The 23,828-nt window shown below is 66.1% G+C and carries 21 protein-coding genes; 11 read left to right on the forward strand and 10 right to left on the reverse strand.

Going from position 1 to position 23,828, the window contains the following annotated elements:
• The first annotated feature begins 8 nt into the window (after positions 1-8).
• From urtC to urtE, 3 genes are all read left to right on the forward strand, one after another.
• Positions 9-1,148 (forward strand): urea ABC transporter permease subunit UrtC, encoded by a 1,140-nt coding sequence (urtC, locus tag ACT89O_RS06100; RefSeq protein ID WP_487262091.1) that lies wholly within the window; start codon positions 9-11, stop codon positions 1,146-1,148.
• On the forward strand, positions 1,145-2,020 hold the full coding sequence (gene urtD, locus ACT89O_RS06105) for an urea ABC transporter ATP-binding protein UrtD (protein ID WP_487262092.1): 876 nt from the start codon (positions 1,145-1,147) through the stop codon (positions 2,018-2,020). Before urtC ends, urtD begins: the two co-directional genes overlap by 4 nt.
• Before the next feature lie 950 nt (positions 2,021-2,970).
• Entirely contained in the window at positions 2,971-3,663 is a 693-nt protein-coding gene (gene urtE, locus ACT89O_RS06110) for an urea ABC transporter ATP-binding subunit UrtE (protein ID WP_121422543.1), read from the forward strand.
• A gap of 17 nt (positions 3,664-3,680) precedes the next feature.
• Here the strand turns inward: urtE and ACT89O_RS06115 are convergent, their stop codons facing one another.
• Positions 3,681-4,535, reverse strand: a complete 855-nt coding sequence (locus ACT89O_RS06115) for a phosphatase PAP2 family protein (protein WP_233559412.1) — start codon at positions 4,533-4,535, stop codon at positions 3,681-3,683.
• A gap of 290 nt (positions 4,536-4,825) precedes the next feature.
• On the opposite strand from ACT89O_RS06115, the gene ACT89O_RS06120 reads away from it, so the two are divergent.
• From ACT89O_RS06120 to ACT89O_RS06130, 3 genes are all read left to right on the forward strand, one after another.
• The gene (locus tag ACT89O_RS06120; protein WP_487262093.1) at positions 4,826-5,893 is read left to right on the forward strand and encodes a diacylglycerol/lipid kinase family protein; all 1,068 of its coding nucleotides are present in this window, start codon (positions 4,826-4,828) and stop codon (positions 5,891-5,893) included.
• A 19-nt stretch (positions 5,894-5,912) separates the two neighbouring features.
• Positions 5,913-6,707: a metallophosphoesterase family protein gene (locus ACT89O_RS06125; RefSeq protein WP_487262094.1), complete on the forward strand. Its 795-nt coding sequence runs from the start codon at positions 5,913-5,915 to the stop codon at positions 6,705-6,707.
• A gap of 365 nt (positions 6,708-7,072) precedes the next feature.
• Positions 7,073-8,155 carry an adenylate/guanylate cyclase domain-containing protein gene (locus ACT89O_RS06130; RefSeq protein WP_487262095.1) on the forward strand — a complete coding sequence of 361 codons (1,083 nt, stop codon included), beginning with the start codon at positions 7,073-7,075 and terminating at the stop codon, positions 8,153-8,155.
• Between the two features lie 27 nt (positions 8,156-8,182).
• On the opposite strand, the gene ACT89O_RS06135 is transcribed toward ACT89O_RS06130, so the two are convergent.
• Complete coding sequence (locus tag ACT89O_RS06135; RefSeq protein WP_487262096.1) at positions 8,183-8,911, reverse strand: haloacid dehalogenase type II; 729 nt, start codon at positions 8,909-8,911, stop codon at positions 8,183-8,185.
• Between the two features lie 241 nt (positions 8,912-9,152).
• Between ACT89O_RS06135 and ACT89O_RS06140 the strand changes: the two genes are divergently transcribed.
• From ACT89O_RS06140 to ACT89O_RS06150, 3 genes are all read left to right on the forward strand, one after another.
• Positions 9,153-10,367: an MFS transporter gene (locus tag ACT89O_RS06140; protein WP_487262097.1), complete on the forward strand. Its 1,215-nt coding sequence runs from the start codon at positions 9,153-9,155 to the stop codon at positions 10,365-10,367.
• Positions 10,368-10,527: 160 nt separating this feature from the next.
• A complete protein-coding gene (alaC, locus tag ACT89O_RS06145; protein ID WP_218293592.1) occupies positions 10,528-11,754 on the forward strand; it encodes an alanine transaminase in 1,227 nt (408 codons plus the stop codon).
• A 170-nt stretch (positions 11,755-11,924) separates the two neighbouring features.
• On the forward strand, positions 11,925-12,623 hold the full coding sequence (locus ACT89O_RS06150; RefSeq protein ID WP_431152064.1) for an IPTL-CTERM sorting domain-containing protein: 699 nt from the start codon (positions 11,925-11,927) through the stop codon (positions 12,621-12,623).
• A gap of 105 nt (positions 12,624-12,728) precedes the next feature.
• Here the strand turns inward: ACT89O_RS06150 and ACT89O_RS06155 are convergent, their stop codons facing one another.
• The 5 genes from ACT89O_RS06155 to ACT89O_RS06175 form a co-directional block, all read right to left on the reverse strand.
• Positions 12,729-13,568: an urease accessory protein UreD gene (locus tag ACT89O_RS06155; protein WP_487262098.1), complete on the reverse strand. Its 840-nt coding sequence runs from the start codon at positions 13,566-13,568 to the stop codon at positions 12,729-12,731.
• A 211-nt stretch (positions 13,569-13,779) separates the two neighbouring features.
• Entirely contained in the window at positions 13,780-14,625 is an 846-nt protein-coding gene (gene panC, locus ACT89O_RS06160) for a pantoate--beta-alanine ligase (RefSeq protein WP_228898627.1), read from the reverse strand.
• A 44-nt stretch (positions 14,626-14,669) separates the two neighbouring features.
• Positions 14,670-15,551 (reverse strand): 3-methyl-2-oxobutanoate hydroxymethyltransferase, encoded by an 882-nt coding sequence (gene panB / locus ACT89O_RS06165; RefSeq protein WP_487262099.1) that lies wholly within the window; start codon positions 15,549-15,551, stop codon positions 14,670-14,672.
• Positions 15,552-15,735: 184 nt separating this feature from the next.
• Positions 15,736-17,346: a hypothetical protein gene (locus ACT89O_RS06170; protein ID WP_487262100.1), complete on the reverse strand. Its 1,611-nt coding sequence runs from the start codon at positions 17,344-17,346 to the stop codon at positions 15,736-15,738.
• Positions 17,347-17,352: 6 nt separating this feature from the next.
• Complete coding sequence (locus ACT89O_RS06175; RefSeq protein WP_487262101.1) at positions 17,353-18,558, reverse strand: ATP-binding cassette domain-containing protein; 1,206 nt, start codon at positions 18,556-18,558, stop codon at positions 17,353-17,355.
• A gap of 135 nt (positions 18,559-18,693) precedes the next feature.
• Here ACT89O_RS06175 and nadC point away from each other — a divergent pair, with 135 nt between their 5' ends.
• Positions 18,694-19,566, forward strand: a complete 873-nt coding sequence (gene nadC / locus ACT89O_RS06180; RefSeq protein WP_306553947.1) for a carboxylating nicotinate-nucleotide diphosphorylase — start codon at positions 18,694-18,696, stop codon at positions 19,564-19,566.
• Complete coding sequence (gene nadA, locus ACT89O_RS06185) at positions 19,563-20,693, forward strand: quinolinate synthase NadA (protein WP_487262102.1); 1,131 nt, start codon at positions 19,563-19,565, stop codon at positions 20,691-20,693. Before nadC ends, nadA begins: the two co-directional genes overlap by 4 nt.
• 45 nt (positions 20,694-20,738) lie before the next feature.
• On the opposite strand, the gene ACT89O_RS06190 is transcribed toward nadA, so the two are convergent.
• The 3 genes from ACT89O_RS06190 to ACT89O_RS06200 are packed head-to-tail and all read right to left on the reverse strand — an operon-like array spanning position 20,739 to position 23,784.
• Positions 20,739-21,494 (reverse strand): ABC transporter ATP-binding protein, encoded by a 756-nt coding sequence (locus ACT89O_RS06190; protein ID WP_487262103.1) that lies wholly within the window; start codon positions 21,492-21,494, stop codon positions 20,739-20,741.
• Complete coding sequence (locus tag ACT89O_RS06195) at positions 21,488-22,552, reverse strand: FecCD family ABC transporter permease (protein WP_487262104.1); 1,065 nt, start codon at positions 22,550-22,552, stop codon at positions 21,488-21,490. The genes ACT89O_RS06190 and ACT89O_RS06195 overlap by 7 nt, the downstream gene beginning before the upstream one ends.
• On the reverse strand, positions 22,549-23,784 hold the full coding sequence (locus tag ACT89O_RS06200) for an ABC transporter substrate-binding protein (RefSeq protein ID WP_487262105.1): 1,236 nt from the start codon (positions 23,782-23,784) through the stop codon (positions 22,549-22,551). The genes ACT89O_RS06195 and ACT89O_RS06200 overlap by 4 nt, the downstream gene beginning before the upstream one ends.
• Positions 23,785-23,828: the final 44 nt, after the last annotated feature.

Here is a 23,828-nt window from a genome sequence, read left to right on the forward strand (position 1 = left end):
AGACTGATATGACTACGCCATCTCCTATCCAACTTCCTGCTCCGGCACCGCTGCTCACCCGCAGCGGCTGGTCAGCCTTTATCGTGGCGCTCATCGTGGTGTGCGCCGTGGCGCCCGTACTCAATCTGTGGGTGCCCGCAGGCAGCGCATTCCACCTCAGCGACTACGCCGTGGCGCTGCTCGGCAAGATCATGTGCTACGCCATCTGCGCACTCGCCATGGACTTGATCTGGGGCTACACCGGCATCCTGAGCCTGGGCCACGGCCTGTTCTTCGCTTTGGGTGGCTATGTGATGGGCATGTATCTCATGCGCCAGATCGGCCGCGACGGCAACTACAAGAGCGACCTGCCCGACTTCATGGTGTTCCTCGACTGGAAGGAGCTGCCCTGGCACTGGGCGCTGTCCGACAGCTTTGTGGCCACCTTAATCCTCATCGTGGCGGTGCCCGGCGTGATCGCGTTTGTGTTCGGCTACTTCGCCTTCCGCTCGCGCATCAAGGGTGTGTATTTCTCCATTATCACCCAGGCCATGACCTATGCGGCCATGCTGCTGTTCTTTCGCAACGAGACGGGCTTTGGCGGCAACAACGGCTTTACCGACTTCAAGCGCATTCTGGGCATGCCCCTGGCCACGCAGAACATGCGCATGGCGCTGTTCGTGCTCACGGGCGTGACGTTGCTGGTGTTCTTTTTGCTGGCCCGCTGGCTGGTGCGCAGCAAGTTTGGCCGCGTGCTGCAGGCGGTGCGCGATGCCGAAACGCGCGTCATGTTCTCGGGCTATTCGCCGCTGCCCTACAAGCTCACCATCTGGACCATCAGCGCCATGATGTGTGGCGTGGCGGGCGCGCTGTATGTGCCCCAGGTCGGCATCATCAACCCCGGCGAGATGAGTGCCGCCAACTCCATCGAGATCGCGGTGTGGGCTGCAGTGGGTGGCCGCGCCACGCTGATCGGGCCCATCGTGGGGGCGTTCATCGTCAATGGTGCCAAGAGCTGGCTCACCGTGACGGCGCCAGAATTCTGGCTGTACTTTCTGGGCGCGCTGTTCATCGCCGTCACGCTGTTCCTGCCCGATGGTGTGGTGGGCCTGGTGAAGAAGTTGAAGAAGAACAACAACCAAAAGAAGACCGAAGGAGCCGCGCCATGACGCCTGATCTGATGGACGAAGGCGCGCGGCGCATTCAGGCCAAGCTGGCACCTGCTGCCCTGGGCCAGACCGAATCCGGTGGCCGCACTGCAGGCTTCTCGCGCATCGCCACGCCCGGCGAGGTGGATATCACCCACGGCCGCATCCTGTATTTGGAAGACGTGAACGTGAGCTTTGACGGCTTCAAGGCCATCAACAACCTGAGCCTCGATATCGCACCCGGCGAGTTGCGCTGCATCATCGGCCCCAACGGTGCGGGCAAGACGACGATGATGGACATCATCACCGGCAAGACGCGGCCGGACAGCGGCACGGTGTATTTCGGCTCGACCATCGACCTGCTGCGCCACAACGAGCCGGAGATCGCCAGCCTGGGCATCGGCCGCAAGTTTCAGAAGCCCACGGTGTTTGAGCAGCTCAGCGTGTTTGAAAACCTGGAACTGGCCTTGAAGACGCACAAGGGTGTGACGTCGAGCATGTTCTTCCGTCTCGATTCAATGCAGTCGGACCGGCTGGCCGAGATCCTGCACACGATTCATCTGGCAGACAGCGTGGCGCGCATGGCGGGGAATCTGAGCCATGGGCAAAAGCAGTGGCTCGAGATTGGCATGCTGCTGATGCAGGACCCCAAGTTGTTGTTGCTGGATGAGCCGGTGGCGGGGATGACGGATGAGGAAACTGCGCGCACTGCGGAGCTGTTTTTGACACTCAAGGGCAAGCATTCGCTGATGGTGGTAGAGCACGACATGTCTTTCATTCGCACCATTTCTGAGATCGTGACGGTGTTGTGCGATGGGTCTGTGCTGGCGCAGGGGACCCTGGACCAGGTGCAGGCGGATGAGCGGGTGATTGAGGTTTATTTGGGGCGGTGATGGTGCTTTGCCGCTCTGGTTCCTTTGGTCTTGAGAACGTCCGCTATCCGTTCGGGCTGAGCTTGTCGAAGCCGGGGCTTGCGCGCTGGTTTGGGCGGTGTGCTTGTGTTGAGTGCGGAGGCCGGGTTGTCGCCCCGGCAGGCGACTCACTTTTCTTTGCTTCGCCAAAGAAAAGTAAGCAAAAGAAAGGCGACCCCCAGTCTGCGACCCCTTCGCGTTGCGAAGGGGCAAACCTGCGGCGGGGCGGTTGCGGGGTGCGCCGTGGAACTCGCTTTGCGCCTGCGGCGCGCCGCTCGGACAACCACGGCGAGTCAGTTCACGAAGCATGGGCGCTTCGACGCCCATGCTCACCCCGCAACCGCCCCGTCGCAGGCGCAGCCAGCAGGGGAGGGACAGCCGAACATCCAAACATCCACACGGGCCTTTGCTTCGCTCGGCCGCGTGTGCGCAGCGCGTGGCGTTTGCGCCCGCGAGATGGGGCCGAGCGCAGCGCAGCGAAGCAATGGCCCGTGTGGATGTCCGCTCCCCGGGTTCCCTTCTGTGCGTGCCGAGAAGCGCAGGGCAGGGGGTGCGTGCGTGTGCCGAAGGACACACGCACTTCGTGCACTGACTCACCGCAGTTGTCCGAGCGGAGCGCCACAGGCGCGCAGCGAGTTCTGCGGTGGCACCCTCTGCCCGAGCATCACAGGTTGCCCGTAGCGCAGCGAAGGGACGCGCACAGTAGGGTCGCCTTCTCTTTGGTGACTTTCTCTTGGCGAGGCAAGAGAAAGTTACTGCGCCGCCGGGCGCACACCCCGGCTCCCGCCCTCAACAAAGGCACGCGGCCAGATCAGCACGAGAGCCCCGGCTTCGACAAGCTCAGCCCAAACGGGTAGTGAAAGCTATCAAAAATATAGCTATTACCGCTTGCTGAATAAGCGCCATAGGCCAAAAACACTCAAGAAACCACCATGCTCACCGTCCAAAACATCAACCAGTACTACGGCGGCTCCCACATCCTGCGCGACGTGAGCCTCACCGCCCAGGCCGGCAAAGTCACCGTCCTGCTAGGCCGCAACGGTGTGGGCAAGACCACGCTACTCAAAAGCCTCATGGGCCTCGTCCCTATCAAAAGCGGGGGCATCACGTTCGACGGAAAACCCATCGACAAAACCACTCCCTACGACCGGGCGAGAGCAGGCATCGGCTTCGTCCCCCAAGGCCGCGAGATCTTCGGCCGCCTCACGGTCGAAGAAAACCTGCGCATGGGCCTGGCGTACAAAAGCGGTTCCACCCCCGTGCCCCCGCACCTGTATGAGCTGTTCCCCGTGCTCAAGCAGATGCTCAAGCGCCGGGGTGGTGACCTATCCGGCGGGCAACAGCAGCAGCTGGCCATCGCCCGTGCCCTGGCCCCCGGCCCGCGTTTGCTGATCCTCGACGAGCCCACCGAAGGAATCCAGCCCAGCATCATCAAAGACATCGGTCGCGTCATTCGCATGCTGGCCGACAAGGGTGAAATGGCCATCCTGCTGTGCGAGCAGTACTACGACTTCGCGCAGGAGCTGGCCGACGAATACCTGGTGATGGAGCGCGGCGAAGTGATTGCGCGCGGCCCGGGCAGCGAGATGGAAGCCAAGGGAATTCGCAATCTGGTCGCCATCTGAATGAAGGCGACAGACGTTCAGGCCTGCACCAGGCGGTTTTGTGAACCACGCCAGCGCGACACACTCTCCATGATCAGCACCGTGCACAGCACCCAGGTGCCCGCCAGCAGCCAGCCCGCCAGCACATCGCTGGCGTAGTGCACCTGCAGCACCACGCGGCTCCAGCCAGTGGTGAAGGTGAGCGCGCCCGCTGCCAGCACCGCTGGCAGGTGCCAGGGCCTTGGCAGCAGGCGGGTAGCCAGGTAGGCCAGCATGGCGAAGGCCGCCATCGACGCGCTGCTGTGCCCGCTTGGAAAGCTGAAACCGTGGGCCTGTGCAATGCCATGTTCGTGTTCCGGCCGCACGCGTTCGAACAGTTTTTTCAGGATCTTGGTCAGTGCACCATTGCCCGCCAGGGCCACCAGCCAACCGATGGCCAGTAGGCGGTGTTGGCACGCCCACAGCAGCACCGCCACCACCACGGTGCACCCGGCCAGCACCCACGAATCGCCCAGGTGCGTTAGCACCGCAAACCACTGCAGCACGGCCGTGTCGGCGTGCGTGCGCAGTCCTTGCGCAATGGCATCGTCCAGTGTTCCCCAACGGCCGCCCTCGCTCCAGCTTTCGGCCAGTTCGGCCATCGTGGCGCCCGCCAGCACCAGCGTGAATGCGCTGGCGCCCATGGCGGCCAGCACCACCCCATACGCCTGCGCGGGCAAAAACCGGCGCAGCGGCGGGCTGTGGTGTTGCACAGTGCGCAAGCCGACCAGGGCCAGCGCGCCCACCAGGGCCGAGGCCACCATGCCTGCCACCCACCATTCCATCGGGTAGCGCGCCAGCAGCGCCCCCAGCGCGGCAAGGTCCATCGGGGTCGTGAGTGTCGTTGTCGTCATCGGGTGCTGGTGGCTTTCTGCGTTTTGTTTTGGAAGTCAATAGGAGGGAGCCGGGCGTTGTAACCGAGTTCCCTACACCCCGCCACAGCGAAGGTGTATGCCCCCTTGCCATGCGGCGTTTGTCGGCAAACTCTGACAGGGCAAGGGCGCAGCTGCTGGCTGCGGCAGGGGCGCGGCGGGGCGATCATTCAGGTCACCGCATTACACAATTCAGGATGGCTGCAGGGGGCTCCCGGGCACAATCCGTGCCCGACGCTCCAGGCGTTGCCTCCTGACGCAGCCGTCGAACCATGACCCCTTCCGAGCATCCCCATCCTGTCCGTCCCCACGGGCCCATCCACCTGGTGGTGCCCAAGCGCCCCGGGGCCGACCTGGACCTGCTGCGCGCCAAGCTGGAAGGCGTGCCCGCCTTGCAGGAGCACGACGTGGTCTGGCATGTGCCCGACCAGCGCGGCGACATCGTGCAGCTGGCGCGCGATGCCGCGCAGGCTGCGCTGGCCGATGGCGGGCTGGTGGTGGCGGCAGGGGGTGACGGCACCATCAACGCCGTGGCCTCGGCGGCGCTGCTGGCGGGGGTGCCACTGGGGGTGGTGCCCATGGGCACGTTCAACTACTTCAGTCGCGAACACGGCCTGGCGCTGGACCCCGAAGCCGCCGTGCAAGACATGCTGCAGGCGCTGCGCAACGGCGACCTGCGCCCCGTGCAGGTCGGTTTTGTCAACCGGCGCATGTTTGTCGTCAACGCCAGTGTGGGCCTGTACCCCAAGATGTTGGCCGACCGCGAAATGGCCTCGCGCCGCTTTGGTCGAAAGCGCTGGGTGGCCGTGGCGGCTGCGGTTTGGAGCATGTTCCGCCCCTCGGCGGGCCGCCGCTGGCGCGTAGTGATGAAGACCGACCGTGGTGCCCAGGCGCAGCAAGAGGAGCACCTGGTCACCACGCTGTTTGTGGGCAACAACCCTTTGCAGCTCGACCGCATGGGCCTGCCGCAGGCGCAAACCGTGGCCGACGGCGGCAAGCTGGCCGTGGTCATGCTTAAGCCCCAAGGCCGCTGGGCCATAGCGCGCACCGTGTGGAACGCGGCCACGGGGCAGCTGCACAAAGACAATGCCGTGGTCAGCATGGCCTGTACCGAGCTGACCGTCACCCCCGCCAGTTGGCGCCCACCGCAAGTCAAGCTGGCGTTTGATGGCGAGCGCGAATGGATGGTGCCGCCCCTCCATTTCCGCCTGAGCGAGCGCCCGCTGTGGCTGGTGGCGCCCACCACCTTGATGCGTGATGATGAGCAGGAGGGCGAGACCCAGGGTGCACCAGTTGCAGCGCCAGAGCCCGCGTCGGTGCCCGGTCTCATGCCTGCATGACATTGGCCTGAAAGCACCGATGACCGTTTTGATGCACCTCTCGGATCTGCACTTTGGTGCACACGATCCTGCGGTGTGTGCGGCGGCCCAACGGCTGGCGCAGCGGCTGGGCGTGGCGATGGTGGTGGTGTCCGGCGACCTGACGCAGCGCGCCACCGCCGTGCAGTTTGAGCAGGCCGCGCGTTTTGTCAAAGGCCTGCATGCCCGCTCTACCCTGGTGCTGGCGGGCAACCACGACCTGCCGCTGTTTGCCTGGTGGATGCGCTGGGGCCGCGCCTACGAGCGCTATGCCCACCAGTTCGGCATCGACCAGGAGCCCGTGCGGCAGATGGGCGCCTTTTATGTGGTGGGCGTGAACACCACCCGCGCCTGGCGGCACGAGCGGGGCAGCCTGTCGTCGGCGCAGATCGATCATGTGGCCATGCTGCTGGCGCGCGCCCCGCCAGATGCCTGGCGCATCGTGGCCAGCCACCACCCCCTGGTGTCCCGCGACGCCGCCGACCGCGCGCACCGGCCCCACCGGGCGGACGAAGCGTTGCAACGCTGGCGCGCGGCGGGCGCCCATATGCTGCTGTCAGGCCACGTGCATGAACCCAGCGTGTTGCAGCCCCTGCCGGGCCTGTGGGCCTGCCGCGCGGGCACGGCGGTGTCGCACCGCCTGCGCCACGGCAGCCCCAACAGCCTGGTGGTGCTGACGGTAGAAGCCTCAGGCGCAGCCGTGGGGGGCTGGGCCCGCTATGCCGCGCGCTGGGACTACGACGAAGCGGCGGGGGAGTTTGTGCGTGTGCTGCGGCAGGCGGTGGGGGCGGAGTGAGCCACACGCTGTATAAGCAGTGTTGCCCATCAAGATACTCCTATTTTGGTAGCTACAAGCGATTTCTGGATAAGCGCTAGATGCCAAAAAAACACTAAATATTCAGAGCGCAGGTTCTGAGCAGGCGCATCGCTCCTCCCTCTTGTGCGAAAGGTGCAGGGGACGGGGCTGTACCGGCGTGGCGCTTGGCCCGCCCCTCTCCCAAATCCTCCACCGCGGGGGAAGGGAGCCCGGCCGCGCTCGCTGTTGCGGTTTTGCCCGGAGTGTTTTCACTGGTTGACCGTCGGGGTCTGCCCCGCCTATTCTGGCTGGCGGGGGTCGGTGATGCCCCCTATACCAACGAACTCCCCCACCTCCCCCGCGCCATGCACAAAGAATTCCACCACGATGCGGTGCGCCGCCTGCAGACGCTGATCGAGCGCGAGACCGGCACGCCGCTGCGCGAAGAAGCCCTCGCCGAGATGGCTGCCATCCTGCGCCAGGGCGACGGCCCGGAAGGTGCCGCCACCGATGACCGGTCTGTGGCCCCGCGCGAGGTCACCATCCTGCTGGCCGACCTGCGCGGGTTCACCGCTCTGTCGGGCTCGCAACCGGCGTCGGTGGTGATTGCGGCGCTCAACCGCTGCCTGTCGCGGTTGTCTGAAGTTGTGTTCAAGTACCAGGGCAGCATCGACAAGTTCATGGGCGACTCGATCATGGTGCTGTTCGGTGCGCCTGTGGCGCGCGAGGACGATGTGGATCGCGCGCTGTTGTGTGCCGTGGAGATGCAGATGGCAATGCGCGAGCTGAACCTCGCCCACCTGCGCGAGCGGCTGCCCGAGGTCTTCCTGGGCATTGGCGTGAACACGGGCACGGTGATGGCGGGGCGTTTTGGCTCGGACGTGTATTCCGAATACACCGTGATCGGCGAGGCCGTCAACCTGGCCTCGCGCATTGAGGCACTGAGCCTGCGCGGCCAGGTGCTCATCAGCGACACGACGTACCAGCGCTGCTGGGGTCTGGTCTCGGCGTCTGCCCCCATGCAGGTCTACGTCAAGGGCCGCACGCAGCCCGTGAGCCTGCGCGAGCTGATCGCCATCCCTTCTCAAAAGCTCAAGGTGCCGCGCCAGGAGTTTCGCCGCAGCCACCGTGTGGATGCGCGCCTGCCCTGCCTGTGCCAGCGCATGCAGGACAAGATCGTGGTACCCCACATCGTGCACGGCGCCATTCGCGACATCGGTTACCACGGCCTGCTGGTGGAGCTGATCGAGCCGCTGGAGCCGCACAGCGAGATCAAGCTGGAGTTTGAGCTGCCGCTGGTGGACTACCGCGTGGCTGATGTTTACGCGCGCGTCATCACCCTCAAGCAGGAAGGCGACGAGTGGGTGGCGGGCTTGGAGTTCACCTCGATCAGCGCCGAATGCCATGCCAAGGTGCAGATGTTTGTGCAGCTGCTGGTAGCGCACTGATCGACGCGGGTGTGCCCCGGGGCACATTCAACAGCCCAGCATCTGCGCTAGATCGTTCAGGTCTGTGGCGTGCAGATCGTTGCCAGGCTGTGGCGTACTGTCCTTGGGCTGTGCGGCGCCCAGTTCCAGGGGGCGCTCGACGTAGGCGGTGCGCAGGCCACATGCGCGGGCAGCGGCCAAGTCGTCGTGGTGCGTGGCTACCAGCGCCACCTGTTCGGGCTGCAGGTCAAACACGCGCGCTACGCCCAGGTAGGTCTCGGGGCTGGGTTTGTAGGCCTTGAACACCTCGGCGCTTAGCACGCAGTCCCACGGTAGCCTGGCGCGCTTGGCCATGTTGGTGAGCAGGCCGATGTTGCCGTTGGACAGCGTGGTGATGGTGAAGCGTGTCTTGAGCCGCGTGAGGCCTTCCACGCTGTCGGGCCAGGCATCGAGCCGGTGCCACACATGGTTGAGGTGGCGGCGCTCGGCCTCGGGCAGGTGCGCTAGGCCAAAGCGCGGCAGGATCTCGTCGAGGATGCTTCGGTGCAGGTCGTCGACCAGTGTCCAGCCCTGCTCACCCCGCATCACGCGGGCCATTGCCGGCTGGTAGCCGGCGCGCCACGCCAGCGCAAACGCGTCTCCATCTACCGCAGGGTACAGCGACTGCATCTCGCGCACGATGCTGCCGTGCCAGTCCACCACGGTGCCAAAGATGTCGAACGCCAGCACCTTCACGGTGCTGGCGATGTGGTCTGCTGTGCTTGGGGTGGTCGTCATTCGCAGTCCTTGAAAAAGGAGGAAGGGCGTGGTCAGGGCGTCAGCGTAGCAGCCATAGCTGAAATGGCTTTGAACCTGGGTTACATATTTCCCCGCTTCAGCAAGGCGGTGCTTTGCATGCTATGGTTACAAAAATCGGGTTTACCCCCGTAACTGCGTTTCTTTCTCTCCTTCTCCCTGTCTCGTCTACCTCCTGCGCCCTGCCGTCGCTTGCCGGTGCAGCGTCTCCTCTGTTGTTGCCATGACCGCGCCCCTTTCCTCCACGTCCATCGCCGCCACCCCCACCGACGACCGCACCCTGGTGCGTGCCGTGCTGGCCCTCGGGGTCGGCGGCTTTTCCATCGGCACGGGTGAGTTCGTCATCATGGGCCTGTTGCCTGAGGTGGCGCGCGATATTGGTGTGAGCATTCCGCAGGCCGGGCATGTCATCAGCGCCTATGCGCTGGGCGTAGTGGTGGGCGCGCCGGTGCTGGCAGTGCTATGTGCCCACTGGGGGCGGCGCGCGCTGCTGATGGCGCTGATGGCGGTGTATGCGCTGGGCAATTTCGCGTCGGCGCTGGCTCCGGGCTATGGGTCGCTGAGCGCCATGCGCCTGTTCACCGGTCTGCCACACGGCACCTACTTTGGTGTGGCCGCGCTGGTGGCCGCCGCACTGGCGCCACCGGGGCGCCGCGCACGCGCAGTGGGCTGGGTCATGCTGGGCCTTACCACCGCCACGCTGGTGGGTGTGCCCATTGCCGCCGCGCTGGGCGAGGCGTTTGGCTGGCGCGCTGCGTTTGTGTTTGTGGGGTTGATCGCGGTGGCCGCAGTCATCATGGTGCGCCTTTGGGTGCCCGCCATGCCCGCATCGCACGGCGCCAGCCCGCTGCGCGAGCTGGGCGCGCTGGCGCGCAAGCAGGTGTGGTTCACGCTGGGTATTGGCGCCATCGGTTTTGGTGGCATGTTTGCAGTGTTCAGCTACATCAAGCCCACCTTGATCGAGGTGGCCGGCATGCCGCCCGCGCTCATGCCCTTTGTGCTGTCGCTGTTTGGCCTGGGTATGGTGGTGGGCAACATCGTGGGTTCGCGCATGGCCGACAAGGCGCTGATGCCTGCTGTGGGCAAGGTGCTGGTGTGGTCCATCCTCGTACTGGCGCTGTTTGTGCCCGCCGCACACCACCCTGCCAGCGCCGCGCTGGCCACGTTCTTTTTGGGAACCCTGGTGGCCATCGGCCCCGCGCTGCAGATCCGCCTGATGGACGTGGCGGGCGACGCGCAGACCCTGGCCGCCGCGCTCAACCACTCGGCCTTCAACGCCGCCAATGCGCTGGGCGCGTGGCTGGGCGGCGTGGGCATTGCGGCAGGCTTGGGCTGGACGTCTACCGGGTGGGTGGGCGTGTTGCTGGGGCTTGGCGGCGTGGGCATGTTCGCGTGGGCGCTGGTTAGCGAGCGAAACACCAGGCGCGTCGCCGCCTGAAGACCACGGGCCACTGACCTGTGTTGTGTCGCGGCGGTGCGACACTGCTGCAATCCACGGAGAAATGACCGCGTTGTGGCTTAAAGTGGCAGCGGGCCGGCCTTTCTGCCAGCCACGTCGCTCGGACGGTTCCGGGCGCTTACGTGAAAGTCACCACAGCATGTCTGCTTCTCAAGGCAAGCGCCGCTTTGCGCGCATCGATCGCCTCCCTCCTTACGTCTTCAACATCACGGCCGAGTTGAAACTCGCTGCCCGCCGCCGTGGCGAAGACATCATCGACATGAGCATGGGCAACCCCGACGGGGCCACGCCACCGCACATCGTCGCCAAGCTCACCGAAGTGGCCCAGCGGCCCGACACCCACGGCTACAGCGCCAGCAAGGGCATCCCGCGCCTGCGCCGCGCCATCAGCCACTGGTACAAAGACCGCTACGCGGTGGACATCAATCCCGACACCGAGGCCATCGTCACCATCGGCTCCAAAGAAGGGTTGGCCCACCTCATGCTGGCCACGCTCGACAGGGGCGACACCGTGCTGGTGCCCGACCCGAGCTACCCCATCCACATCTACGGTGCGGTGATTGCCGGTGCGGACATCCGCAGCGTGCCCGTGGCGCCCGACGTGGACTTTTTTGCCGAGCTGGAAAAGGCCATCCGTGGCAGCTACCCCAAGCCCAAGATGATGATCTTCGGCTTTCCCAGCAACCCCACCGCGCAGTGCGTGGAACTGAGTTTCTTCGAGCGCGTGATCGCCCTGGCCAAGAAGCACGACATCCTGGTGGTGCACGACCTGGCCTATGCCGACATCGTGTACGACGGCTACCGCGCCCCCAGCATCATGGAAGTGCCCGGTGCTAAGGACGTGGCGGTGGAGTTTTTCACCCTGAGCAAAAGCTACAACATGGCTGGCTGGCGCGTGGGCTTCATGGTGGGCAACCCTGACCTGGTGGCCGCCCTGGCGCGCATCAAGAGCTACCACGACTACGGCACCTTCACTCCCCTGCAAGTGGCTGCGATTGCTGCGCTAGAGGGCGACCAGCAGTGCGTGAAAGACATCGCCGCCCAGTACCAGCGCCGCCGCGACGTGCTTTACAAGGGCCTCACTGAGTCTGGCTGGGCCGTGGACTGCCCCAAGGCCAGCATGTACATCTGGGCACGCATCCCCGAGCCCTACCGCGCGCTGGGTTCGCTGGAGTTCGCGCGGCAACTGCTCGACAAAGCCAAGGTGTGTGTGTCGCCTGGCATTGGGTTTGGCGACCAAGGGGACGAGTACGTGCGCTTTGCGCTGATCGAGAACGAGGCGCGGATTCGGCAGGCGGTGCGGGGAATTCGCGCAATGTTCAAGGCCGATGGTTTACTGAAGGTGCCTGCGGCCGCTGCGGCTTGAGGCCTGCCGAAAACACCTGCAGTGATGACTGCGGGCACCTGCGGGACGGCTTGCAGCTGAACTGGCGGGTGCGCACGGGCCCATCAGCGTATAGGTATTGCTGGCGAATGCCTATACGATCCCTCTCCTGTTGCTTAACAAAACGCGGAGGGGGGTCCATGAAGGAACGTATGAAGAATTGGCTCGTGGCGCTTGTGATGCTGTGCGCCGCAGCGGCGTCCCATGCGCAGTCCACGACCTACGTTGCCACCGCGACGGGCAACTACACCGCACTCATCAATTTCACGCTCTGTGTGGCGGGCCCCTGCCAGAACTTCAATACCGGCATAGGTGCATCCGGCTCGTTCACGACGTCCGCCCCGCTGGCGGCCAATCTGTCTGCCGCGAACGTGGCGCCTCTGGTCACGGCCTTCAGCTTCTCGGATGGAATCCACACCTATTCCAGCGGAGACCCTGCTGCCCGCATCTTCCTTTTCAACGTATCCACCAACGCCTCCGGCGCCATCACCATCACGGACATCCGGATCCAGCGCTGGCTGACCGGAACCTCTCCCCATGTACCGGGAGACCGGCATTCCTGGATCTTCTTTCAGGCAACAGGGGAGGTCGATCACAACGCGCAGTGCCTCACCGTCGGCGCCTCACCCGCGGGTGTGCTGGATTCGTGCGTTCTCGTCCTGGGTGCTGACACCAGCCGGTCGCTGGCATTTGGGTCCACCCGGGCTTGGGCCGTGGCGCCCTCTGCCGTCACCGCTGTTCCCACCCTGGCCGAATGGGGCCTGGTCCTGATGGGCGTGTTGATGGGGGTTGCCGCTTTGGCGCCCCTGAACCGTCGTTTCCGGGCGAGCGCTGGCACTGTGGCCTCTTGACGGGGCGCGGCCTAGAGTCGCCGGGCGCACCGTTGCAATGCTTTGGCAGTGCCGCGTGCGCCGCCTTGGTCAGGCCTCGCCGGTGGGCACGCAGGCCCGCCAGCCTTACATCGCCCAGATGCGGGGCGCTTCTCCGTTCAACCCCCACATCACCTCCCGCCAAGCCACCCGTACCGCCTTGAGCAGTTTCATCGCGGGCTCCACCTGCGGTGCCAACACGCGCACCACCACCATGCGGTCGTTGGGGCTGGTGGCGCCTGCGGTGGCTTTGACCTGGGGGTGTTGATCCATCACTGCGCGGGCCGCGTCCAGGGCAGCGTCGCGGCGCGTGCGGTCGAGCGGCGTGCCTGCGGCAAAGAACATGCTGGCCATGCAGCGGTGGCCCGCTAAACCCAAGGGGCTGCTCAGCAGCCGGTCGTCTGCGGCGTCGATCACGCCGCGCTCCAGCCACAGGCCGGGCACTTCCAGGTGCTGGGTGAAGCGGCCTTGTTCAAACGGCTGGCCCGCGTGGGGCAGGCCCAGCGCGGTCACGTCCCAGGCGATGCATTCGGCGCCGGGGGCCAGGTTCAGCGTGAGGTGGTTTTCGGCGTGGCAGGCGCTGTAGCACAGGGCCTCCAGCGGCAGCCATTCCAGGCGCGCGCCCTCGGCCAGGGTGAGGCGGCTGCGCTGCAGCGCCAGCGGGCCGGTGGAGCGGTAGAAGCGCGTGGCGCCGGGCGTGGTGACCAGGCCGTGGGCGCCGGGGCCCACGGTGGCCGTGATGTCCAGCGTGTCGCCGCCCACCAGGCCGCCGGGCGGGTGCACCAGCACGTTGTGGCAGATGGCGTCGCCCTCGGGGTACAGGCTTTGCAGGATGCGCAGCGGCCCGTTGTGCTCATAGCGGGCTATGGTGCGGGCGTTGTTGGTTTCTGCCGTGTAGTCGAGCTGCAAGCGGGCGTGCCAGGACATGGAGAAGTCTTTGCTATCAAATGAGTAGCTTATTGCGCAATGCAGATAAGCGCTAGGGGCCTTTTGGGCAGAATAATAGCTGACGGTAGGTGGGTGCTTGGTTTGTTTTCGGAGAGGGGCCGGCGGCGGGGCTGCACAGCATCGTCTGCTCCTCCCTTTGGCAGGCCCTCCCTCGCGACAACGGCGCGAGGGGGGGCTTTTGTGAGCTGTTCTAAAACTCCAGGTTGTCAATCAGCCTCGTGCTGCCCAGCCGCGCAGCCCCCAGTGCAACCAGCGAGCCCGCTGCATCGGCCGCTGTGGCGGGCAACAGGTCGGCGCGGCGGCGCACGGTGAGGTAGTCCGGTGCCCAGCCCCGCGCGCGCAGGGCGTCCAAGGCCCGGGGCTCCACCGCGCTGCGGTCGTTGGGCGCAGCGTTCAGCCATTGCTGTGCCAGTTGCTTCAATGCCTGCGACAGGGCTACGGCTTCTTGCCGCTCTTCCAGGCTGAGGTAGCCGTTGCGTGAACTCAGTGCCAGGCCATCGGCCGCGCGGCAGGTCTCGCCCGCTACCACCTCAATCGGCAGCGCAAACTGCTGCACCATGTGGCGGATCACCATGAGCTGCTGGTAGTCCTTTTTGCCGAACACGGCGGTGCCGCCCGTCTGGCCGAGCACGCAGGCAAAGAGCTTCATCACCACCGTGCTCACGCCTGTGAAGAAGCCGGGGCGGAAATGGCCTTCCAGCATGTCGGCCAGTGCTGCGTCGGGGTGCACCTTGAAGGTCTGGGGCTGTGGGTACAGGTCGGCCTCGCGCGGGGCAAACAGCACATCGCAGCCCGCAGCTTGCAGTTGTGCGCAATCGGCCTCCCAGGTGCGAGGGTAGCTGTCAAAGTCCTCGTGCGGCAAAAACTGCAGGCGATTCACAAAGATGCTGGCCACCGTCACGTCGCCCAGGGGCTTGGCCTGGCGCACCAGGGCGATGTGCCCGTCGTGCAGGTTGCCCATGGTGGGCACAAAGGCGGGGCGGCGATAGGAGGCCAGGGCCTGGCGCAGGTCTGCAATGGAACGGGCAATCAGCATGGGGTGGGAGAGGTCGAAAAGAAATGAGGAAATGCGGTGAAGGCTCACCAGGCGTGCAAGGCGTTGTCCGGGAACTGCCCCTGCTTCACGGCCTGCACATAAGCCTCCATGGCGCCGCGCACGCTGCCTGCGTCCTGCATGAAGTTGTGGACGAACTTCGGCATCTTTCCGAGGTTCATGCCCAGCATGTCGTGCAACACCAGCACCTGGCCGGCCGTGCCGTTGCCCGCGCCGATGCCGATGGTGTGGCAGTGCAGCAGCTCGGCCGTCAGCTCGGCGGCCAGCGCGGCGGGCACCATCTCCAGCACCAGCATGGTGGCGCCTGCGTCTTGCAGCTCATGCGCCTCCTTGCGCAGGGTGCGGGCTGCGTCGTCCGTCTTGCCCTGCACGCGGTAGCCACCCAGCGCGTGCACCGTTTGTGGCGTCAGGCCCAGGTGGGCGCACACCGGCACGCCGCGCCGCACTAAAAACTCCACCGTGGGCGCTGTCCAGCCCCCGCCTTCGAGCTTGACCATGTGCGCTCCCGCCTGCATCAGCACGCAGGCGCTGCGCAGCGCCTGCTCTCGGCTCTCGGCATAGGTGCCATAGGGCAGGTCGGCCACGAGCCAGGCCGTGCCCTGCACGCGGTGCAGGCCACGCGCTACGCTGGCCGTGTGGTAGGCCATGGTGTCCAGCGTCACGCCCACCGTGCTGGGCAGGCCCTGGCACACCATGCCCAGCGAATCCCCCACCAGAATGCATTCCACCCTCGCCGCATCGGCCACGGCCGCAAACGTGGCGTCGTAGGCGGTGAGCATGGTGATCTTCTCGCCTGCTGCGCGCATCTGCGCCAGGCGCGGCAGGCTGACCGGGCGGCGTTGGGGCAAGGGGGATGCGGGCGGCAGGGGGCCGTAGGGCGTGGCTGGGGGGGCTGCAGGGCTGGTCATGGGGCGCTCCGGTCGGGGGCTGTGAAATTGCGGCCGAGTCTATGCGAGATGGGCGCGGCGCTTGCCACACCCCATACTTGAGAAAGTGCTATTTATTTGATAGCTAATTGCGCTTTATTTGCGATGCTCAGAAGGCTATTTGGCTTGAGTTGGGGCTGCACGGCGTACGCCCCCAGGGCGGGTGTCAACGCTCGGGCAGTGCGCGCCAACGACGCCACAGGGGCGACAAGGCGGCCACCAGCAGGGCCGTGCTGACGGCCACGGCGGGCGCGCCCGTCAGTAGCTCCGGCCACGAACCGTCGGGCAGCTCCAGCGCGCGGGCGGCTTCGTCCCACACGCTGGCCGACCCCGCCAGGGACAGCGCCAGGCCCAGGCCCAGCAGCGTGGAGCCCCCCCAGGGGCGGCGCAGCAGCGCAATGCGCACCCAGGCCAGCGCCAGCAGCGTGGCCGGCACCAGCGGCAGCATGATGTTGTTGGCCAGGCCCGCCACGCCCAGAAGCATCAGTGCAGGGGCGGCCAGCGTGAGCGCGCCACACAGGGCAGCAATCTGCCGCAGCGACAGCAGCCGCGCGGCGACCAGCGCCAGCGCCGCGAAGAAGCCCGCGCTGGCGGCGGCCAGCACACTGCTGCGTTGGCGCTCCTGCGCCCTTTGCGACGGCGTGGCGCCTTCCAGGTGGTGGGCGACGAGGCCGGGCTGTGCCATGCCGTAGCGGGGATGTGCCCATTGCACCAGGCGGGGCGGCGGACTGAGGTGCTGTTGCAGCGCGCTGTGCAGGTTGTCGCGCCATTGGCTGGGCGAACGCGCGAGGTCGCTGGCAAAGCAGGCACGGGGGTCGCGAGAAACAGCGACATCGCAATCCCGCCCATCCCGGGGAGACTGGGCAGCCCGGGCAGCCCGTGCGCGGTCCTGCGGCTGCGCGGTGCCTGCATGCTGCGCCTTGTAGTTGCGCCACTCTTGGGCCAGGGACGATTTCAGGGCGGCTTGGTAGGCGCTGACAAGCTGCTGCGCCTGGTCCTGCGCCGACGCCCCCGGCCGCACGGGTGCGTATCCCCATCGGCCCAGCGCCGCGCCGTAGTGCGCCAGTTGCTGCGCAATGGCATCGGTGTCGGCCTGGGCCAGCCAATGCAGGGATTGCAGCGCGTTGGTTGCGCAGCCGGGGTCGTATTCCCTGTACCTCTGGTTCTCGTTGCACTTGTCGTTGTCATGGATCTCGGCGGCGGTTGTGGCCGGCTCAGCAGTCTGCATGGCCTGTGCGGCCTGTGTCCACTCGACCAGCCGCGCCGCGTTGTCCGGCGCCAGCAGCAGCTCCCAGCGGCGCACATGCCATGCCGCCTGCTGCTGGGCGGCGGTGTCCTGGCCCTGCCACAGGCGCTGGATGCGGTCGCGGTAGGCCGCGTCCAGCAGCAGCGTGGGGGCCAGCAGCAGGGCGAAAAACAGTGCGCCCCACAGGTATTCGCACCACAGGCCCAGGCGCGGCGCGGGTGCGATCTCGCGCCAGCGGTTGTGGATGCGCACGCGCCACAGCCACCACAGCGCCAGGCCAAAGGCGATGATCCAGGCGATGATGCCGCCCACCTGCCGCGTGGTGTCCTCGGGCCGGTTCCACGTGGCGACCACTGTGCCTTCGGGGCTGCCCATCCAGCGCGCGGGTTCGGCCGTCCAGCCAATCCACCCGCCGAACATCAGCAGGCACCACAGCAGCGCCAGCGGCAGATACCAGTGCAGGCGCAACTGCCACAGCAGCGGGCTGTGCATCAAAAACCATTGATCCCAGGCATTGGTCAGGCGGCGCATGGTGTGTCAATCTTTCACGAAAAGGCGGCGGGTCGAGTCGGTGATGTCGCGCAAATAGCCCAGCGGCAGCCCCGCATCCACGGCGGCGCGCAGGAAGTCGGCGGCGCTGGTGTCGCCCGGAAAGCTCACGATGTGTGTGTGCCCGTTGACCTGGTGCGTGTGCGGGGGCAACTGGCCCAGCCAGGCGCTCAGGGCGGGCTCCGGCCAGCTTGTCTCGAACTCGATCGCGCAACCCGCCATCTGCGCAAAGCGTTCCTGCACGCTGCGCGGCTGGCCGTGCTCCAGGAACAGCACGGCATCGGCCACTTTCTCCACCTCATACAGTTGCTGAGAGCTGAGCACCAGTGCCATCGGGCGCCAGGGCGAGCGCGCCAGCGATTGCAGATCGGACAGCAGGGTCTGCTGGGCGTTGATGTCCAGGTTGGCCAGCGGTTCATCAAGCAACAGCACGCACGGCTGGGTGAGCAGCGCGCGGGCGAGTTCAAAGCGCATCTTGTAGCCCGATGAGAGCTGCTTCCACTGGTGGCCGCGAAAGGGCCGCAGCGACAGCCGGGCAATCACCAGCTCCACCAGGCAGCGATTGGCCTCGCCCACCACACCGTAGCTGCGCGCGGCGAACTGCAGGTGGTCCATGAGCCGCCCGCCCCAGGGGTGTGGGCGCTGCGGGATGTAAGCCAGCTGTGATCGCAAGGCATAGGGGTCGCGGGCAGTGGCGCCCCAGTCGAGCTGGCCAGCGTCTGGAGCCAGGTCGGCCGCGAGCAGGCGCAGCAGGGTGGTCTTGCCATTACCGTTCTCGCCCACCAGGCCCAGGATGTGGCCTGGCGCCACCTGCACGTCCACCGGGCCCAGGGTGAAAGCCCCCTTGCGAAAGCGCTTGACCAGCCCCGAGCCCTGCACCCGCCGGGGCTGCCTGCCTGCTGCTGTAAGCGTTGCGCTGTGGGTGTGGTGGTGGGCGCCGCGTACGGCGGCGAGGGCGGTGTGCAGCAGCGCGGCGCGTTGTGCTGCCGGGGCCTGGGCTGGCAGGGCATCCCAGGCATCCAGGCTGGCAAGCACCTGCTGCTGCACGGACAGAGGTACGGGCAGGGCTGCGTCCAGCAGCGTGCTCCAGGCGCCGTGCCATTGGCCTGCGCCCAGTGCGTGCTCGGCCGCCAGCGCCCATGGCGGCGCGTGCGCAGGGGCGGGCTGCGCCGAAGCCGTGGCATTGTTTTCCATGTGGACTCCCTCTGTGGATAGGCCCGTCTGTGCGGGCTGCGGGTGCCGGCGTGCGGGCCGCACCCGGCACGTCGGTGGCGGGGCTTTATAGCATTTGCCCCGGTGGGGGAGCGATGCCGCTATGCTTGGCGCCCCATGAACAAACGCCGCGACAACCCGATGACTCCTGAAGCCCTGGCGACACTGGCGCACGAGGATGTGCACCGCGCCCTGCAAGAAGACGTGGGCAGCGGTGACCTGACCGCCGGCCTGATCGACCCCACCCGCCGCGCCCGTGCCCGCATCCTGGCGCGCGAATCCGCCGTGATCTGCGGCGCTCCCTGGGCCGAAGCCGCGCTGCGCGCACTCGACCCTACGGTGCAGATCACCTGGCATGTGGCCGAAGGCCAGCGCTGCGCGCCCGACCAGGTGGTGCTGGAGCTGGAAGGCAATGCCCGCGCACTACTGTCGGCCGAGCGCACTGCGCTCAACTTTCTGCAGCTGCTGTCGGCCGTGGCCACCAAGACCCGCACCTATGTGGATGTGGTGGCGGGCACCCGCGCCCACATCGTGGACACGCGCAAGACCATCCCCGGCCTGCGCCTCGCGCAAAAGTACGCCGTGCGCGTGGGCGGCGGCACCAATCACCGGATCGGTCTGCACGACGCAGTGCTCATCAAGGAAAACCACATCGCCGCCGCCGGTGGCGTGACGGCGGTGCTCAAAGCCGCCCAGACTGTGGCAGCTCAAGCAAAGTTCGTCGAGATTGAAGTGGAAACCCTGGAGCAACTGACCGAGGCGCTCGATGCCGGTGCCAAGATGGTGCTGCTCGACAACATGCCGCTACCCACGCTGCGCGAGGCGGTGCGCATCAACGCGGGCCGTGCAATTTTGGAAATATCGGGTGGCGTCACGCTCGAAGGCTTGCGCGAACTGGCCGAGACGGGGGTGGATCGCATCTCCATCGGCACGCTGACCAAAGACGTCAAGGCGACGGACTTTTCCATGCGCCTGCAGGAGCTGTCATGACCACCGCTGTAATGAACCGCATCGACGTGGAGTACGAGCAGCCGCTCGATACCGAGGAAGGCTCCGTCTGCTCCACCAAACACGCCTGGGCCCGCGTGCCGCCCGAGCCTTCGCAGGCCGAACGCCTCGCGCTCAAGGACAAAATCCGCCGCCTGCTCAAAGAGAAAAATGCGGTGATGGTGTCGCACTACTACGTGCACCCCGACCTGCAGGACCTGGCCGAGGAAACCGGCGGCCTGGTGAGCGACTCGCTGGAGATGGCGCGGTTTGGCCGCGACCATGCCGCGCAGACCCTGGTGGTGAGCGGCGTACGCTTCATGGGTGAGACGGCCAAGATTTTGAGCCCCGAAAAGACGGTGCTCATGCCCGACCTGGATGCGACCTGCTCGCTCGATCTGGGCTGTCCTGTGGAGGAATTCAGCGCGTTCTGCGACGCCCACCCCGACCGCACCGTGGTGGTCTACGCCAACACCAGCGCGGCCGTGAAGGCGCGGGCCGATTGGCTGGTCACATCCAGCTGCGCGCTCGACATCGTCGGCGCCTTGAAGGCAGCAGGGCAAAAGATCCTGTGGGCGCCCGATCGCCACCTGGGCGCCTACATCCAGCGCGAAACCGGGGCCGACATGGTGTTCTGGAACGGCGCCTGCATCGTGCACGACGAGTTCAAAGCCTTCGAGCTGGAGGCGCTCAAAAAAGAACACCCCCACGCCAAGGTGCTGGTCCACCCCGAAAGCCCTGCGGACGTGATCGCCTTGGCCGACGCCGTGGGCTCCACCAGTGCCATCCTGAAAGCCGCGCGCGAGATGGAAGCCACCGAATTCATCGTGGCCACCGACAACGGCATGATGCACAAGCTGCGCACTCTGAACCCCGGCAAGGTGTTCATTGAGGCGCCCACCGCCGGCAACAGCGCCACCTGCAAAAGCTGCGCGCACTGCCCCTGGATGGCGATGAACGGCCTGGCCGATGTGGCGCGGGTGCTGGAGACCGGCGCCAACGCGATCCATGTGGACCCGGCGCTGATCCCGCGCGCGCGCCAGCCGATTGACCGCATGCTGGCCTTCACGGCCGCGCTGAGGAACGGGCAGCCCACGGCGGGCCTGGTCCCTGGCATCGGGGCCGCCTGAGGCATCACGCAGGTATTGAGTCGTGGCGGACCGGGCGGGCGCTGGCTACGCCACGCCGTCCACAATGACGTGCCGCGTGCCCACCGAGCAGCTTTCAATGCGGGCCCGGATGCGATAGACATCGCGCAGCATGGCTGCAGTAATCACCTGCTCGCAAGGCCCGCTGTGCTGCGCCTGGCCGTTGGCGATCACCAGGGCGTGGTCGCAGTAGCGCAGCGCCTGGTTGATGTCGTGCAGCGCGATGAACACGATCAGCCCCCGCTCCTGTGCCAGCGAGCGCATGAAGTCCAGCACCTGGATCTGACGGTGCAGGTCGAGCGCGCTGGTGGGCTCGTCCATGAGCAGGATCTCGGGGTCGCGCGCCAGCGTCTGGGCGATGGACACCAGTTGCCGCTGGCCGCCACTGAGTTCCCCCAGGTTGCGAAAGGCCAGGTCTGCGATGCCCAGTGACACGGTGATGGCGTCCACCTGTGCCAGTTCGGCATCGCTCACTGCCCAGCCCTGGTGCTGCTGTTTGGCGGCCAGCAGTATGGATTCAACCACCGTGAGCCGCGCGGTGGCGCTGATGTCCTGCGGCATGTAGCAGATGCCCTCGGGCCCCTTGCGGGTGCCCTGCAGCACGATCTGGCCCGGCCCCTTGAGCATGCCGGCCACGCGCTTGAACAGGGTGGATTTGCCCGTCGCATTGGGCCCGATCACTGCCACCACCTGGCCCGCGTGGAAGACGGGGGTGTTGACGTTCGCAAGTACCGTGCGGCTGCCATAGTGCGCTCCCACCCCTTGCAACTGGAGCGTCACCATGAGCGCTCCCTGCGGCCCAGGATGAGCGAGATGAAGAAGGGCACACCTATGAGCGAGGTCACGACGCCGATGGGAAAGATGGCCCCAGGGATCAGCGTTTTGCTGACCACCGAGCTGATCGACAGAAGCAATGCGCCGGTCATGACCGACGCGGGCAGAAAGAACCGCTGGTCTTCGCCGATCAGCATACGTGCAATGTGCGGGCCCACCAGGCCTACAAAGCCGATGGTGCCCACAAACGCCACCGGGAAGGCCGCCAGAAGGCTGATCAGCACCAGCGTTTGCAGCCGCAGGCGCGCCACGTTGATGCCGAAGCTGGCGGCCTTGTCATCGCCCAGGCGCAGGGCCGTCAGTGCCCAGCTGTTGCGCGCAAAAAGGGGCAGCGTGACCACGAGAACCAGGCAGGTCACACCCAGCTTCGGCCAGGTGGTCTTGGTCAGGCTGCCCATGGTCCAGAACACCACGGCCGCCACGGCTTGCTCGGTGGCGAAATACTGCACCAGCGCCAGCAGTGCATTGAAAGTGAACACCAGCGCAATGCCCAGCAGCACGATGGTCTCGGTAGTCACGCCGCGTTTCATGCTCAGCAGGTGGATCAACCCGGCCGACAGCATCGCCATCACAAAGGCATTCAGCGGCACCACATACCCGGCCACCGTGGGGAACAGGGCAACGCCGAAGGCCAGCCCGAGCGCGGCGCCAAAGCTGGCCGCCGCCGAAATACCCAGCGTAAACGGACTGGCCAGCGGGTTGTTGAGCGTGGTCTGCATCTGTGCGCCCGCCACCGACAGCGCAGCACCCACAGCCAGCGCCATGAGCGCGGTGGGCAGGCGGATGTCCCAAACCACCACGCGCAGTTGCACTGGCACGCTGTCGGGCCACAGCACAGCCTGCACCACGTCCCTCACGCTGTAGCCCACCGGCCCGAGTGCCAGGTCCAGCAGCAGGCTCAAGGTCGTCAGCACGAAAAACCCCAGCAGCAGCCAGCGCTTGCGGCGCACCAGGGCACGGTAGCCAGCGCCCTGGCTTGCAGGGGGTGCCATCGCTGTGGTCGTCATGGGGCAGCCTTGGTGGTGGAGGGCGCTGCGGAGGCTGCGGGTGTTGCGCCGTCCAGGCTCACGAAGTAGCCGGGTTCATAGGGCACGGGCAGAAAGCGTTCGTGCATCTCACGGTAGGTGGCGTCCGGGTCGAGGTCTGTGAACAAGTCCGGGTGGAACCACTTGGCCAACTGCTGGATGGCCACAAACTCGTACGGGCTGTTGTAGAACTGGTGCCAGATGGCGTGGAACGCGCGGTCTTGCGCAGCCCGGGTGCCGGTGTAGGCGGGGCGGCGGGTATAGGTTTCGAGCTTGCGTCGGGCCTCTGCCAGGTCGGCACCAGGGCCCACGCCAATCCAGTGGCCCGAGGGTACGTAGGCCTCCCAGTTGGCGCTGGTGACCACGACCTGGTCGGGGTTGGAGGCGATTACCTGCTCAGGGTTGAGCTGGCCGAAGGTGCCGGGAATCACGCCCTTGGCAACGTTCGTGCCCCCCGCCACTTCCACGTATTTGCCGAAGTTCTCGTTGCCAAAGCTCAAGCAGCAGTCTTCGGTGTAGCCGCCGATGCGTTCGATGAACACCTTGGGGCGCGGGGGCTGCTCGGCGGCGATGGTGTCTGCCACGCGCCGGATCTGCGACGCGCGGTACGCGATGAACTCTTCAGCGCGCGCTTCCTTGCCAAGCAGCCGGCCCATCAGGCGCATGGTGGGCTCGGTGTTCTCCATGGGGCGATGGCGAAAGTCCACATACACCACCGGAATTCCCAGCGCCGCCAGTTTCTCGATGTAGCGCGCGTCATCGGTGGCCCGTTGAGCCTCGATGTTCAGCAGGATCACGTCGGGCTTCTGCGCAATGGCCTGCTCGATGTCGAAGGTGCCGTCTTCAAAGCCCCCAAAGGTGGGAATGTCGGCGATGCGCGGGAATTTCTTGGCGTACGCCGAATAGGTGTCAGGGTCGGCCTGGATCAGATCCTTGCGCCAGCCCACGATGCGCTGGATCGGGTTGTCCGTATCGAGTGCGGCCACCAGGTACAACTGCCGCCCTTCGCCCAGGATCACGCGCTGCACAGGTAACCGCACCTGCACGTTGCGCCCCAGCAGGTCGGTCACCGTGACGTGGTGGCTGCTGGAGGTCGGGGGGGATGCAGCGCCTTCGGGGGCTGCGGCCGGAGAAACCAGAAAAATGCCGGCGGCGGCGATGCCTGCCAGTACAAGGATAAGAAGCGCGATGCGCCAGCGGTGACCCATTGCCATGTCAAAGACTCTTTGTGAATGAAGGGGTGGGGAGGAAAAAGATG

It is taken from the genome of Acidovorax sp. NN32, assembly GCF_057597245.1.

Bases quoted from the DNA above. Each gene is read 5' to 3' on its own strand.
- alaC (WP_218293592.1), top strand. From the start codon at position 10,528: ATGTCTGCTTCTCAAGGCAAGCGCCGCTTTGCGCGCATCGATCGCCTC.
- panC (WP_228898627.1), bottom strand. From the start codon at position 14,625: ATGCTGATTGCCCGTTCCATTGCAGACCTGCGCCAGGCCCTGGCCTCC.
- nadC (WP_306553947.1), top strand. From the start codon at position 18,694: ATGAACAAACGCCGCGACAACCCGATGACTCCTGAAGCCCTGGCGACA.
- ACT89O_RS06190 (WP_487262103.1), bottom strand. From the start codon at position 21,494: ATGGTGACGCTCCAGTTGCAAGGGGTGGGAGCGCACTATGGCAGCCGC.
- urtC (WP_487262091.1), top strand. From the start codon at position 9: ATGACTACGCCATCTCCTATCCAACTTCCTGCTCCGGCACCGCTGCTC.
- urtD (WP_487262092.1), top strand. From the start codon at position 1,145: ATGACGCCTGATCTGATGGACGAAGGCGCGCGGCGCATTCAGGCCAAG.
- urtE (WP_121422543.1), top strand. From the start codon at position 2,971: ATGCTCACCGTCCAAAACATCAACCAGTACTACGGCGGCTCCCACATC.
- panB (WP_487262099.1), bottom strand. From the start codon at position 15,551: ATGACCAGCCCTGCAGCCCCCCCAGCCACGCCCTACGGCCCCCTGCCG.
- ACT89O_RS06130 (WP_487262095.1), top strand. From the start codon at position 7,073: ATGCACAAAGAATTCCACCACGATGCGGTGCGCCGCCTGCAGACGCTG.
- ACT89O_RS06195 (WP_487262104.1), bottom strand. From the start codon at position 22,552: ATGACGACCACAGCGATGGCACCCCCTGCAAGCCAGGGCGCTGGCTAC.
- ACT89O_RS06115 (WP_233559412.1), bottom strand. From the start codon at position 4,535: ATGACGACAACGACACTCACGACCCCGATGGACCTTGCCGCGCTGGGG.
- ACT89O_RS06140 (WP_487262097.1), top strand. From the start codon at position 9,153: ATGACCGCGCCCCTTTCCTCCACGTCCATCGCCGCCACCCCCACCGAC.
- ACT89O_RS06135 (WP_487262096.1), bottom strand. From the start codon at position 8,911: ATGACGACCACCCCAAGCACAGCAGACCACATCGCCAGCACCGTGAAG.
- nadA (WP_487262102.1), top strand. From the start codon at position 19,563: ATGACCACCGCTGTAATGAACCGCATCGACGTGGAGTACGAGCAGCCG.
- ACT89O_RS06200 (WP_487262105.1), bottom strand. From the start codon at position 23,784: ATGGCAATGGGTCACCGCTGGCGCATCGCGCTTCTTATCCTTGTACTG.
- ACT89O_RS06125 (WP_487262094.1), top strand. From the start codon at position 5,913: ATGACCGTTTTGATGCACCTCTCGGATCTGCACTTTGGTGCACACGAT.
- ACT89O_RS06175 (WP_487262101.1), bottom strand. From the start codon at position 18,558: ATGGAAAACAATGCCACGGCTTCGGCGCAGCCCGCCCCTGCGCACGCG.
- ACT89O_RS06120 (WP_487262093.1), top strand. From the start codon at position 4,826: ATGACCCCTTCCGAGCATCCCCATCCTGTCCGTCCCCACGGGCCCATC.
- ACT89O_RS06150 (WP_431152064.1), top strand. From the start codon at position 11,925: ATGAAGAATTGGCTCGTGGCGCTTGTGATGCTGTGCGCCGCAGCGGCG.
- ACT89O_RS06155 (WP_487262098.1), bottom strand. From the start codon at position 13,568: ATGTCCTGGCACGCCCGCTTGCAGCTCGACTACACGGCAGAAACCAAC.
- ACT89O_RS06170 (WP_487262100.1), bottom strand. From the start codon at position 17,346: ATGCGCCGCCTGACCAATGCCTGGGATCAATGGTTTTTGATGCACAGC.